14 protein-coding genes are annotated in these 12,855 nt (G+C 59.7%); 7 read left to right on the plus strand and 7 right to left on the minus strand.

What is annotated here, in order from left to right:
• The first annotated feature begins 62 nt into the window (after positions 1 to 62).
• Positions 63 to 1,613: a nitric oxide reductase transcriptional regulator NorR gene (gene norR, locus CWM54_RS12945; RefSeq protein ID WP_100697383.1), complete on the plus strand. Its 1,551-nt coding sequence runs from the start codon at positions 63 to 65 to the stop codon at positions 1,611 to 1,613.
• Here norR and gutQ read toward each other — a convergent pair.
• From gutQ to CWM54_RS12980, 7 genes are all read right to left on the minus strand, one after another.
• The gene (gutQ, locus tag CWM54_RS12950; RefSeq protein WP_061153565.1) at positions 1,576 to 2,541 is read right to left on the minus strand and encodes an arabinose-5-phosphate isomerase GutQ; all 966 of its coding nucleotides are present in this window, start codon (positions 2,539 to 2,541) and stop codon (positions 1,576 to 1,578) included. The genes norR and gutQ overlap by 38 nt on opposite strands.
• Positions 2,534 to 3,307 carry a glucitol operon DNA-binding transcriptional repressor SrlR gene (gene srlR, locus CWM54_RS12955; protein ID WP_008806163.1) on the minus strand — a complete coding sequence of 258 codons (774 nt, stop codon included), beginning with the start codon at positions 3,305 to 3,307 and terminating at the stop codon, positions 2,534 to 2,536. The genes gutQ and srlR overlap by 8 nt, the downstream gene beginning before the upstream one ends.
• Before the next feature lie 67 nt (positions 3,308 to 3,374).
• The gene (gene gutM / locus CWM54_RS12960) at positions 3,375 to 3,734 is read right to left on the minus strand and encodes a transcriptional regulator GutM (RefSeq protein WP_061153566.1); all 360 of its coding nucleotides are present in this window, start codon (positions 3,732 to 3,734) and stop codon (positions 3,375 to 3,377) included.
• 124 nt (positions 3,735 to 3,858) lie between these two features.
• Positions 3,859 to 4,638 (minus strand): sorbitol-6-phosphate dehydrogenase, encoded by a 780-nt coding sequence (gene srlD, locus CWM54_RS12965; RefSeq protein ID WP_008806161.1) that lies wholly within the window; start codon positions 4,636 to 4,638, stop codon positions 3,859 to 3,861.
• A gap of 12 nt (positions 4,639 to 4,650) precedes the next feature.
• On the minus strand, positions 4,651 to 5,013 hold the full coding sequence (srlB, locus tag CWM54_RS12970) for a PTS glucitol/sorbitol transporter subunit IIA (RefSeq protein WP_061153567.1): 363 nt from the start codon (positions 5,011 to 5,013) through the stop codon (positions 4,651 to 4,653).
• Positions 5,014 to 5,026: 13 nt separating this feature from the next.
• The gene (locus CWM54_RS12975) at positions 5,027 to 5,998 is read right to left on the minus strand and encodes a PTS glucitol/sorbitol transporter subunit IIB (protein ID WP_100697385.1); all 972 of its coding nucleotides are present in this window, start codon (positions 5,996 to 5,998) and stop codon (positions 5,027 to 5,029) included.
• Positions 5,995 to 6,558, minus strand: a complete 564-nt coding sequence (locus CWM54_RS12980) for a PTS glucitol/sorbitol transporter subunit IIC (protein WP_061153569.1) — start codon at positions 6,556 to 6,558, stop codon at positions 5,995 to 5,997. The genes CWM54_RS12975 and CWM54_RS12980 overlap by 4 nt, the downstream gene beginning before the upstream one ends.
• A gap of 277 nt (positions 6,559 to 6,835) precedes the next feature.
• Between CWM54_RS12980 and mltB the strand changes: the two genes are divergently transcribed.
• From mltB to recA, 6 genes are all read left to right on the plus strand, one after another.
• Positions 6,836 to 7,915, plus strand: coding sequence for a lytic murein transglycosylase B (mltB, locus tag CWM54_RS12985; protein ID WP_074387779.1), 1,080 nt, complete (start codon positions 6,836 to 6,838; stop codon positions 7,913 to 7,915).
• A gap of 636 nt (positions 7,916 to 8,551) precedes the next feature.
• Positions 8,552 to 9,262, plus strand: a complete 711-nt coding sequence (locus CWM54_RS13000; protein WP_162677017.1) for a metal ABC transporter ATP-binding protein — start codon at positions 8,552 to 8,554, stop codon at positions 9,260 to 9,262.
• Positions 9,259 to 10,122: a metal ABC transporter permease gene (locus CWM54_RS13005; protein WP_100631381.1), complete on the plus strand. Its 864-nt coding sequence runs from the start codon at positions 9,259 to 9,261 to the stop codon at positions 10,120 to 10,122. Before CWM54_RS13000 ends, CWM54_RS13005 begins: the two co-directional genes overlap by 4 nt.
• Positions 10,123 to 10,129: 7 nt before the next feature.
• Entirely contained in the window at positions 10,130 to 11,008 is an 879-nt protein-coding gene (locus CWM54_RS13010) for a metal ABC transporter substrate-binding protein (RefSeq protein WP_100680833.1), read from the plus strand.
• A 138-nt stretch (positions 11,009 to 11,146) separates the two neighbouring features.
• Positions 11,147 to 11,644 carry a nicotinamide-nucleotide amidase gene (gene pncC, locus CWM54_RS13015; RefSeq protein ID WP_061153572.1) on the plus strand — a complete coding sequence of 166 codons (498 nt, stop codon included), beginning with the start codon at positions 11,147 to 11,149 and terminating at the stop codon, positions 11,642 to 11,644.
• A 90-nt stretch (positions 11,645 to 11,734) separates the two neighbouring features.
• Positions 11,735 to 12,793 carry a recombinase RecA gene (gene recA / locus CWM54_RS13020; RefSeq protein WP_061153573.1) on the plus strand — a complete coding sequence of 353 codons (1,059 nt, stop codon included), beginning with the start codon at positions 11,735 to 11,737 and terminating at the stop codon, positions 12,791 to 12,793.
• Positions 12,794 to 12,855: the final 62 nt, after the last annotated feature.

Raw genomic sequence — 12,855 nt, forward strand, 5'->3', positions numbered from 1 at the left:
ATGACAATGACTAAAATAGTCGATATGACAATGGGTGTTGTCAAAATGACAATGGAGCGGCAATGAGTTTTTCCGTCGACGAGCTGGCGAGAATCGCCATTGATTTACAAAGCGATATTGGTCATACCGACCGTTTTTCGCGTCTGATTACTACCCTGCGGCAGATCCTCGGCTGCGATGCCTCGGCGCTGCTGCGCTATGAGGCGCATCAGTTTGTGCCGCTGGCGATCGATGGCCTGGCGCAGGATGTGCTTGGTCGGCGCTTTGCCCTGGAAGGGCACCCGCGGCTGGAGGCGATTGCGCGTGCCGGGGATGTGGTGCGCTTCCCGGCGGATAGCGATCTGCCTGACCCCTACGACGGGCTGATCCCCGGTCATGAGAGTCTGAAGGTTCACGCCTGCGTTGGCCTGCCGCTGTTTGCCGGGCAGACGCTGATTGGCGCGCTGACCCTTGATGGGATGGATGCCGATCGTTTTGACAGCTTCAGCGATGAAGAGCTGCGGCTGATTGCCGCCCTGGTGGCCGGCGCCTTGAATAACGCGCTGCTCATCGCCCGCCTTGAGGCGCAAAACGTGTTGCCGGCGCAGCCGGTCAATTATGCGCAACCCGAGCGCCAGGAAATTATCGGCCTGTCAGCGCCCATGCTGCAGCTGAAAAAAGAGATCGATATCGTCGCCGCCTCGGATTTAAACGTGCTGATTAGCGGCGAAACCGGCACCGGTAAAGAGCTGGTGGCGAAGGCGGTGCATCAGGGCTCTCCGCGGGCGGCCAACCCGCTGGTCTATCTCAACTGCGCGGCGCTGCCGGAAAGCGTGGCGGAGAGCGAGCTGTTCGGTCATGTGAAAGGGGCGTTTACCGGGGCTATCAGCAACCGTAGCGGTAAATTTGAGATGGCGGATAACGGCACCCTGTTCCTTGACGAAATCGGCGAACTGTCGCTGGCGTTGCAGGCCAAACTGCTGCGCGTGCTGCAGTATGGCGATATTCAGCGCGTCGGCGATGACCGCAGTCTGCGAGTCGATGTGCGGGTGCTGGCGGCGACGAACCGCGATCTGCGCCAGGAGGTGGTGGAAGGGCGCTTTCGCGCCGACCTGTACCATCGGCTGAGCGTCTTTCCGCTGTCGGTACCGGCGCTACGCGAGCGGGACAGCGATGTGGTGCTGCTGGCGGGCTATTTCTGCGAGCAGTGCCGCCTGCGAATGGGGCTGGCGCGGGTGATACTCAGCGAAGCGGCGCGCGGCAGGCTGCAGCAATGGTCCTGGCCGGGCAACGTGCGCGAACTGGAGCATGCTATTCACCGGGCGGTGGTGCTGGCGCGGGCCACCCAGGCCGGCGATGAAGTGGTGCTGGAGCCGCAGCATTTCCAGTTTGCGGTGGCGGCGCCGATGTTGCCGACTGAGACGGCGGCAGCGGCACCCGCGACGGGAAACGTCAATCTGCGCGAGGCGACCGAATCTTTTCAGCGGGAAGCGATTAGCCGCGCGCTGGAGGCGAACCAGCGCAACTGGGCGGCGACCGCCCGTGCGCTGGAACTGGACGTCGCCAACCTGCATCGGCTGGCGAAACGTCTGGGACTTAAAGGATCCCTGCCTGGTAAAAATTCTGCAGGTTGATGGCGCCGACCAGTTGGCCGTTTTCATCCACCACCGGCGCGGCGCTGATTTTGTGTTTCATCAGCCGCTCTTTGGCTTCCACCGCGCGGCTTTCCGCCTGCAGCGTCACGCCGTTGCGGGTCATCGCCTGAGTGACGCCATCGTCGAGCGTACCGCCAGCAACCAGCCAGCGGCGCAGGTCGCCGTCGGTGAAAACGCCCTGCACGCGGCTGGCCTCATCGCAGACCGCCACCAGGCCGAGCCCGGTTCGGCTGAGTTCGAGCATGGCGTCCATGACGTTGGCCTCGGCGTTGACCCGCGGCACTTCTTCGTCGCGGCGCATCAGGTGATGCACCTTGTTCAGCAGACGCGCGCCGAGGGCGCCCGCCGGGTGGGAACGGGCGAAATCTTCTTCATTGAAACCGCGCGCCTGCATCACCGCCATCGCCAGCGCGTCGCCCAGCATCAGCGTGTTAACGGTGCTGGAGGTCGGCGCCAGGTGCATCGGACAGGCTTCACGCTCCACGGCGATATCCAGCACCGCTTTCGCCGCCAGCGCCAGCGGCGAGGTGGATTTGCCGGTCATCGCCAGCAGCGGAATGGATTTCTCTTCCAGCCGCGGCACGATGAGATCCAGCTCTTTCGCGCTACCGGAGTAGGAGATAAACAGCATCACGTCGCGGCTATCGAGCATGCCGAGATCGCCGTGCAGGGCTTCCGCCGGATGGACGAAAAAGGCCGGGGTGCCGGTGCTGGCGAAGGTTGCCGCCAGCTTTTTACCGATGTGGCCGGATTTACCGATACCGGAGACAATCAGTTTGCCCTCGCAGTGGATAATGGTTTCCGCCGCGCGGATGAAGTCGTCGCCCAGGCGTTCCGGCAGGCGGCTCGCCTCCTGCAGCTCAAGCATCAGGGTCTGGCGTCCGGCCTCTAACAAAAAGTTACTCATGATGTTCTCCAGTAATAATGACTTCAATACCTTTGGCTTCCAGCGCCCGCTGGAATTCAGGGTCAATATCGGCATCGGTAATCAACTTATCCACGCGTTCAAGGCCGCAGACGATATTGGGACTTTTACGGCCAAACTTTGATGAGTCGGCCATCAGGATCACTTCGCGGGCGGCGTTGCACATCGCCTTACTGACGGTATACACCTCGTTAAAGGTGGTAACGCCTGCCACCAGATCAATGCCATCGGTGCCCATAAACAGTTTGTCGAAGCTGAATTGTTCGAAAGCGTTTTCCGCCAGCTGGCCGTGGAATGAAGCCGATTTTTTACGGAAGGTGCCACCCGGCATCAGGATGGTCTGCTCGTTATCGAACTCAGAAAGGGCGTTGACGATATGCAGGCTGTTGGTCATCACCGTGATGTTATTGAAGCGGCTCAGCAGCGGCACCATCTGCAGCACGGTGCTGCCGGCGTCGAGGATAATTGAATCGCCATCGTGGATGTAGCGCACGGCGGCCTCGGCAATCTGCGCTTTCTTGTGGGTGTTGATCAGCGTCTTGTGGTCGATAGGCGGGTCGGCCTCGTCTTTATTCAACACTACGCCGCCGTAGGTGCGGATGACGGTCCCGGCATTCTCCAGAATCACCAGATCCTTGCGAATAGTGGTGCCGGTGGTGTCGAAGTGTTGCGCCAGCTCTTCGACCGAGCATTTGCCCTGCGATTGCAGGTGCTCGAGAATGGCTGCCTGGCGCTGACGTGGTTTCATAGGCGTTGTATCCTGCGTTTAAGTTTCGAAATGATAATTTCGCAAGATATTAACTTTCACAACGAAATTATGCATGTTTCGGATTAAGCGCTAATGATAGTGCATTCTGACAGAGCGGATCATTGGGAAAGATCACATCAGGCTGCAATTCCTTGAGATGTTTACCGGTAAGCGTGGGGATTTTTTGCGGACTGGCGAAGACGGTGAGTCCCTTCATCAATAGCGTGTCGCAAATACGATCGTTTTCATCGACGGCGATAGCGACAATCGCACGTGGTTTAAAGCGCCCGGCGGAACGGCCGACGCCAACGCGGCCCTGCTGGCAAAGGCTATCAAAGGCGCGATTGAAGCGGCGAATTTGCCAGCCGCCGAAAGCCAGCTGAGTCAGCCAGGCGATAGCGGCGACGGTGATTAATGCGGTAACCATAGGTGTCTCCTTTATGGGGCCGGGAAGAACCCGGGTCGCGGCGCGAGCGCCTTACCCGGGCTACGGATCGGCGTGGTGCGCCGGTTTTGTAGCCCGGATAAGCGCAGCGCCATCCGGGAACCTTTTAAAACATCACCTGGCCGCCGGTGACGTTAATTGACTGACCCGTGCAGTACGACGCCTGCGGGCTGGCGTAAAACATCAACACGTTCAGCACATCCTGGTAATCGCAGCCGCGTTTCAACGGCACCTTATCGATGTAGTACTGCTCGACTTCGCTCTCATCGATACCGAGCTTGGTGGCATACTGCGGCAGCAGCGACTGGAACATCGGCGATTTCAACAGATTGCCGAGCATCAGCGAATGGACGGTAATACCGTACTCCGCCAGATCCAGCGCCAGCGACTGGGTCAGCCCGACGCCGCCGAACTTCGCCGCGCTGTAGCCGGAGTTGTGCTTACTGCCGACTTTGCCGGACTTCGAGTTGATCTGAATGATCCGTCCCTTAATGCCATCGCGGATCATCAGTCGTGAGAACTCGCGGGCGCAGAGGAAATAGCCCACCAGGTTCACCTGCAGCGAGCGGTCGAAATCCCCCAGCGCGAAGTCGCTAATAAACGCTGCTTTGGCAATCCCGGCGCTGTACACCAGCAGATCGACGCGCGTGAAAATCTCATCCACCCCGTGAGCCAGGGCAGTGACGCTGGCTTCGCTGGTGGCGTCGGCGCCGAAGCCGTATGCCGTGCCTTCGCCATATTCAGCGTTGATCTCCTGGGCGACGCGGCTGGCTTTTTCACTTTGAATATCGACCACCGCCACGCGGTAGCCCTCGGCGGCCAGACCGCGGCACAGAAACTCTCCTAAGGTTTGTCCGCCACCAATGACAACAGCAACCTGATTCATCTTTCTCTCCTTCTAAGCAACAAATTTCAGTACGCAGCCGGTCGCGATAGCATCCGGCACCGGGCCGGCGACGTGAACGGTTCCGGGAAACTCCGCTTCACGATGGCCGTCGAAGCGCAGGGTGATGTGACCCAGCTCGCGCAGGTTTTGTTCGGCGACCTCGCCGACGGCGGTCACCGGATAACGTCTGTCACCGAGCTGCAGCTCTGCGCCCGGTACCAGGGGGCCGGCAAGCTCGCCGTGGTTGTGAATAAAGCAATACTCTTCGATATCCGCCGGGGCGCCCTCGCGGAAGGTGATCAGCATCTGCTCTTCCAGCGCCATCGTCGCGCAGGCGCCGATGCGGGTAATGGTGGTGTGGTAAATGACGGTCATCTTCAGGAACCTCTTACTGGTAAATAAATCCGGAAACGAACCACGCGATCAGCACCGTTGGCGCGCCGGTGAGGAAGCGGCTGACCAGCACCGACGGCACGCCGACGCGCACGGTATCCTGACGGGCTTCGGCCAGCGACAGGCCTACCGGGATAAAATCGCAGGCGGCCTGGGCGTTAATGGCAAACAGCGCGGGCAGGGCGAGGTGCGGTGGAATGTTGCCAAGGCCGATCTGGACGCCGATCAGCACGCCGATGACCTGGGCGATAACGGCGCCGGGGCCGAGAAACGGCGACAGCAGCGGGAAGGAGCAGATCAGCGCCAGGGTCACCAGCCCCAGCGGATGGCTGGCAAGCGGCGCCAGGCCGTGGGCAATCCAGTCGCCGATGCCGGAGGCCATGATGATGCCGATCAGCGCCGAGACGAAGGCCATAAACGGCAGAATGGTTTTCAGCACCGTGTCGATGGTGTCGCGTCCGGCCTGGAACAGCACCGCCACCACCGATCCCATCCCCATGCCGACCTTTGCCAGCAGGCCGTCGCTCTGTTCAGTGATCTTTTTGCTGGCGTCATAATCGCGACCCGCGGCAGGGAGTGGTTGCGCTGCCGTCTCGCCGCTATCTTCCAACAATTTGATGTTCTCTTCTTTCACCCCGGAGACGTAAATATCCTCGACGATATACTGCGCCAGCGGCCCCGATTTGCCGGTGGCATGGATATTCACCGTAGGGATACGGCGCTTGGGATAGAGCCCGCAGCGCAGGGTACCGCCGCAGTCAATAATGGCGATGCCGATGTCGCTCTCCGCCGGTTCCCCCTCTTTAAAACCGTCCACCGCCTGCCAGCCGGTCAGGCTGGCGATGCGGTCAACGATCGCCGGGCGGGTGCCGGCGGTGATATAGACGATCTTTTTGCCCTCGACGACGTCGAGCTCAAGCGGGCCGCCCCAGCCGCCGGTGCCTTTCTCAATACGAATACGGGTCATGATGTCGCTCCTGACAGATGCACTTTCCGGGCAAGCTGAATCGCCATTTTTCTCTCGAAAATAGAGGTGGTCAGGTCGGTGACCCAGCCGCGGAAGAAGTTGGTCACCAGCCCAACCAGCAGATAGCTCACCGCCAGGGGACCAAGCGGCAGGCCAAGCGTGGTGAGGCCGTTGGCGATGCCGAGATAAACAAACAGCTCGCCGGGGTTGATATGTGGAAAGAGACCGTTCATCGAGTGGCAGCTATAGGACGCCGCCGCGTAATAGCTGGGCTTGTACTTCTCTGGCATAAAGCGGCCGAGACTTAAGGTCATTGGGTTACAAAAAACGAAGGTGCCGATGCAGGGCAACAGCAGATAGCGGGAGATCGGATTTCCGGCGCAGCGCTGCGCCAGTTTTTCGATCCGCTGCTGGCCGATAAAGTTGATCAGCGCGTTCATGATCACCAGCAGGCTGATCAGTAAGGGGAGGATCCCGGTCACCATGCCGGTAAATACCTCGCCGCCTTTCTGAAACAGGCCGATAAACCACTCCGCGCCGTGGGTAACGACGTCAATCATTGTTCTCTCCTTCAGCGTGTTATTTTTCTTGCTAACTGCAGGCTGATTTTAATCACTTTGAAAGGTTTTAAAGTGTTAAATAGATCGCAAAATGAAAGATAAATATTTTATTTTGAAAGTTTGGAGGTAAAAGGATGAAACGATCAGGCGCATGACAGCATGCCGGGAAGGGGGCGGTGAAGGACTATTTTGTCTACAAACGGATTGCCGCTTTCTTGTTGGTCGTCGCATGCTTTACCATAATTATCCCTTGCTGAATTTGTTAAATGGAATTCCCATGTTGAAGCGTCGCTATCTGGCTTTACTTCCCCTTTGTGTGCTCCTCGCTGCCTGCAGCAGCAAACCCAAGACCCCCGCGGAAACGGAGATGGCGAGTGGAACCGGCGGCTTTTTGCTGGAACCGCAGCATAACGTGATGCAGATGGGCGGCGACTTCGCCAACAACCCGGCGGCGGCACAGTTCATTGATAAGATGGTGGCGAAGCACGGCTTCGACAGACAGCAGCTGCAGGAGATCCTGTCGCAGGCTAAGCGCCTGGATTACGTCCTGCGGCTGATGGATCGTCAGGCGCCGACCGGCCTGCCGCCGACCGGGCCGACCGGCGCCTGGCTGCGCTACAAGAAACAGTTTATTACCCCGGATAATGTGCAGAACGGCGTAGTGTTCTGGAACCAGTATCAGGATGCGCTGAACCGCGCTTATCAGGTTTATGGCGTGCCGCCGGAAATCATCGTCGGCATTATCGGCGTGGAGACTCGCTGGGGCCGGGTGATGGGCAAAACCCGTATCCTTGATGCGCTGGCGACCTTGTCGTTTAGCTACCCACGCCGCGCCGAATACTTCTCATCGGAGCTGGAAACCTTCCTGTTAATGGCGCGCAGCGAAAGCGACGACCCGCTGGATCTGAAAGGCTCTTTCGCCGGGGCGATGGGCTACGGCCAGTTTATGCCGTCGTCCTATAAGCAGTATGCGGTCGATTTTAACGGTGACGGCCATATCAACCTGTGGGACCCGGTGGATGCCATCGGCAGCGTGGCCAACTACTTCAAACAGCATGGCTGGGTGAGCGGCGATCTGGTGGCGGTGCAGGCGCTGGGCCAGGCGCCGGGGCTGGAGAATGGTTTCAAAACCAAATACAGCATTTCGCAGCTGGCGGCGGCGGGGCTTACCCCAACCCAACCGCTGGGTAACCATCAGCAGGCCAGTCTGCTGCGGCTGGATGTCGGCACCGGCTATGAGTACTGGTACGGGCTGCCGAACTTCTACACCATCACCCGCTACAACCACAGCACGCACTACGCGATGGCCGTCTGGCAGCTGGGCCTGGCGGTTTCGCAGGCCCGTGGCGGGTACTGATCCATCCGACTGACAGATTTCGAGCCTCCCCGGATAGCGGCGCGTAGCGCCTTATCCGGGCTACGGTCTGGTATCCGGTTGGTAGCCCCGGTAAGCGTAGCGCGACCGGGGGAGAGTTCAATGACAGCTTGTCGCCCATCGGCAACACTGCGGCTACGTTACTGACAGATTTCGAACCTCCCCGGATAGCGGCGCGTAGCGCCTTATCCGGGCTACGGTCTGGTATCCGGTTGGTAACCCCGGTAGGCGCAGCGCGACCGGGGGAGAGTTCAATGACAGCTTGTCGCCCATCGGCAACACTGCGGCTACGTTACTGACAGATTTCGAGCCTCCCCGGATAGCGGCGCGTAGCGCCTTATCCGGGCTACGGTCTGGTATCCGATTGGTAGCCCCGGTAAGCACAGCGCGACCGGGGGATGACGCCGGGGAGGCCGCGCTTAACCTCCTGTTTTTTCCCGCCCGCATGCCTGTTGTTGACCTTTGTTACATTTCTGCCCACTGACACTGATTTACATTCTTTTTTCGCTTCTGTATTGTTATGTTATAACATCAAAAGAGGTGAAATATGTTCACATCAGTTTTTATGGCCTCCGGCGCGACGCGCGCGACCATCGCAGGCGTGCTGCTGGTGGCGCTATGGTTAGCGACCTGGTGGGCGGTGGCGCTGCCATGATTGAGCTGGAGCAGCTGGTCGCTGGCTATGACGGGGTGGCGATCACCCCTCCGCTGAGCGGGATGATATGCCCCGGCAGCCTGACGGCAATCGTTGGCCTCAATGGCTGCGGAAAATCAACCTTGCTAAAAACGCTCGCCGGGTTTCTTCCGCCAGTCAGTGGCCGCCTGCGCTGGCAGGGCAAACGGCCGGTGATTGGCTGGCTGGCGCAGCGCCATGCCCTCGAGTCGCAGTTTCCTCTCAACGTGCAGGATGTGGTGAGTCAGGGCGCATGGCCCGGCGTGTCGCTGCTACGCGGTCTGGGCGGCGATACCCGGCGACGTATCAGCGCGGTGCTGGAGCGGGTCGGGCTGGCGGGTCTGGCGAAATCGCCGATTGAGGCGCTCTCCGGCGGCCAGTTTCAGCGCATGCTGTTTGCCCGGGTGATGGTGCAGCAGGCGCCGCTGGTGATGCTCGACGAGCCTTTCACCGGCATCGACGAAGCGACCTGCCGCGAACTGATGGAATTGATCCTCGAGATGCATCAGCAGGGGCAGACCATCCTGGCGGTGCTGCATGATAACCAGCGGGTGGCCGACTTTTTCCCCGAGACGCTGCTGCTGACCGCCCAACGCGCCTGCTGGGGCGTCACCCGGGCGGTACTTCCGGCTTTCAGTCATGCGAGGTCGGCATGATCTGGCACACCTTCTTTCAGCCCTTTATTGAATTTGGTTTTATGCGCCGGGCCCTCGTGGTGTGTCTGGCGCTGTCGCTGAGCACCACCATGTTGGGCGTCTTCCTGCTGCTGCGGCGCATGAGCCTGATGGGCGATGCGCTGTCGCACGCCATTCTCCCCGGGGTGGCGGTGGGGTATCTGCTGAGTGGCATGTCGCTGCTGGCCATGACCCTGGGCGGCTTCATCGCCGGCATCGTGGTGGCGCTGGTGGCCGGGTGGGTGAGCCGGCGGACACCGTTAAAAGAGGACGCCAGCTTTGCCGGATTTTATCTGGGATCGCTGGCCCTGGGCGTCACCCTGGTGTCGCTACGCGGCTCCAGCGTCGACCTCCTGCATCTGTTGTTTGGCTCTATTCTGGCGGTCGATCGTGATGCGGCGCTGTTTGTCAGCGGCGTCGCCAGCCTGACGCTGCTGTGCATTGCGCTGTGCTACCGCGGTCTGGTCAGCGAGGCGTTCGACAGCGCCTGGCTGCAGGTGAATAACCCCCGACTGCCCGCGCTGCTGCATGGACTGTTTCTGGCGCTGCTGGTGCTTAACCTGGTGGCGGGGTTTCAGGTGCTCGGCACGCTGATGGCGGTAGGGGTGATGATGCTTCCGGCGGTTGCCGCACGCTGCTGGGCGCGAACGCTGCCGGGCATTCTGCTGCTGGCGGCGCTCTCCGGCGCACTCTGCGCCTGGCTGGGATTAAGTCTCTCCTGGGCGGTCGGTCTTCCCGCCGGGCCCGCCATCGTGCTGACCGCCAGCGCGCTGTTTTTTATTTCGCTGTTTTTTGGCACGCATAGCCGGCTGCTGGTCGGCTGGCGCAAATTGATGGGGTAAGGAAATGATGAAACGTAGTGCAATGGTTGTGGCGCTGGCATTGGGGCTGATGGCGCAGGGGGCGATGGCAAAAACGCTGAACGTGGTAAGCAGTTTTTCGGTGCTGGGTGATATGGTGCAGCAGGTCGGCGGCGAGCATGTCCATGTGGATACGCTGGTCGGCCCGGACGGCGATCCACATACCTTCGAACCTTCGCCGAAGGATAGTGCGCTGCTCAGCAAGGCCGACGTGGTGGTGGTCAACGGCCTGGGGCTGGAAGGGTGGCTGGATCGCCTGATTAAGGCCTCCGGTTTCAAGGGCGAGCTGGTGGTGGCGTCGAAAGGCGTCAAGACCCATACCCTTGATGAGGATGGTAAAACGGTGACCGATCCCCACGCCTGGAACAGCGCGGCGAACGGCGCGTTGTATGCGCAGAATATCCTCGATGGTCTGGTGAAAGCCGACCCGGAAGATAAAGCAGCGTTGACCAGCAGCGGCAAGCGCTATATCGACCAGTTGACGAACATCGACGGCTGGGCGAAAGCGCAGTTCAGCGCCATTCCGCTGGCAAAGCGCAAGGTCCTGACCAGCCATGACGCCTTCGGCTATTTTGGCCGGGCTTATCACGTGACCTTCCTCGCGCCGCAGGGACTCTCTTCAGAGAGCGAGGCCAGCGCGGCGCAGGTGGCGGCGCTGATTAAGCAAATCAAAGCGGATGGCGTCCATACCTGGTTTATGGAGAACCAGCTTGACCCGCGGCTGGTGAAGCAAATCGCCAACGCGACGGGCGCTCAGCCGGGGGGCGAACTCTATCCGGAGGCGCTCTCCGCACCGGGTGGCGTCGCGGATAGCTATGTGAAAATGATGCGTCATAACGTGGCGCTGATCGCCGCCAGCATGAAGTAATCGTGCGATTTATCATCCCGGCGTCGCCGGGATGACTCATTTTGGATGTCCCCTCGTAAATTCCACACCTCGTCCCCATATCTCTGTGGAAAGTGCTATCTTTGATGGCCTCTTTATCCAGACCAAAGCGGGGCGATAATGACCGATTCAGAATTAATGCAGCTAAGCGAGAAGGTGGGCCGGGCGCTGAAGGCGCGTGGTGCGACGGTGACCACGGCGGAATCCTGCACCGGCGGCTGGATAGCGAAAGCGCTCACCGATATTGCCGGTAGCTCAGCGTGGTTTGAACGCGGCTTTGTGACCTACAGCAACGAAGCCAAATCGCAAATGATCGGCGTCAGCGAAGCGACGCTGCGGGACAACGGCGCAGTGAGCGAACCGGTGGTGGTCGAGATGGCGATCGGCGCACTGCGCGCGGCGCGCGCGGACTATGCCATCTCCGTTAGCGGCGTCGCCGGGCCGGATGGCGGCAGCGACGAAAAGCCGGTCGGCACAGTGTGGTTTGGTGTCGCCAGCGTGAGCGGGCAAGGCGTGACGCGGCGGGAATGCTTTGCCGGAGACCGCGAAGCGGTGCGTCGTCAGGCGACGGCCTATGCGCTAAATCTGCTCTGGCAACAATTTCTACAAAACACTTGATACTGTATGACCATACAGTATAATTGCTTCAACTGAACAAATATTAACGGCGAAGCGAACACGCTTCACCCTGCATGATTAGGAGTAACAATGGCGATCGACGAAAACAAACAGAAAGCGTTGGCGGCTGCACTGGGCCAGATCGAAAAGCAATTCGGTAAAGGCTCCATCATGCGCCTGGGTGAAGACCGTTCTATGGACGTAGAAACCATCTCCACCGGCTCGCTTTCTCTGGATATTGCGCTTGGCGCCGGCGGTCTGCCAATGGGCCGTATCGTCGAGATCTACGGGCCGGAATCTTCCGGTAAAACCACCCTGACGCTGCAGGTTATCGCCGCAGCGCAGCGTGAAGGTAAAACCTGTGCGTTCATCGATGCCGAACACGCACTGGACCCGGTCTATGCGCGCAAACTGGGCGTGGATATCGACAACCTGCTGTGTTCTCAGCCGGACACCGGTGAGCAGGCGCTGGAAATCTGTGACGCGCTGGCGCGCTCCGGCGCGGTTGACGTTATCGTCGTCGACTCCGTGGCGGCGCTGACGCCGAAAGCGGAAATCGAAGGCGAAATCGGCGATTCTCACATGGGTCTCGCGGCGCGTATGATGAGCCAGGCGATGCGTAAGCTGGCGGGTAACCTGAAGCAGTCCAACACGCTGCTGATCTTCATTAACCAGATCCGTATGAAAATCGGCGTAATGTTCGGTAACCCGGAAACCACCACCGGCGGTAACGCGCTGAAGTTCTACGCCTCCGTGCGTCTGGATATCCGTCGCATCGGCGCGGTGAAAGAGGGCGACAACGTTGTCGGCAGCGAAACCCGCGTGAAAGTGGTGAAAAACAAAATCGCCGCGCCGTTCAAACAGGCTGAATTCCAGATCCTCTACGGTGAAGGCATCAACTTCTTCGGCGAGCTGGTTGACCTTGGCGTGAAAGAGAAGCTGATTGAGAAAGCGGGCGCCTGGTACAGCTACAACGGCGACAAAATTGGTCAGGGTAAAGCGAACGCGATCACCTGGCTGAAAGAGAACCCGGCGGCGGCGAAAGAAATTGAGAAGAAAGTTCGCGAACTGCTGCTCAACAACCAGGACTCTACGCCGGACTTCGCCGTTGACGGCAACGGCGCAGAAGAAACGGAACAAGATTTCTGATATCGTCTAACAGAGTGATAAAGGGCTGCTTATGCGGCCCTTTTGCTTTTCTTAGATTATTG

It is taken from the genome of Klebsiella sp. D-Nf1, from assembly GCF_002810515.1.
In the GTDB taxonomy this organism is placed as follows: Bacteria; Pseudomonadota; Gammaproteobacteria; order Enterobacterales; family Enterobacteriaceae; genus Klebsiella; species Klebsiella variicola.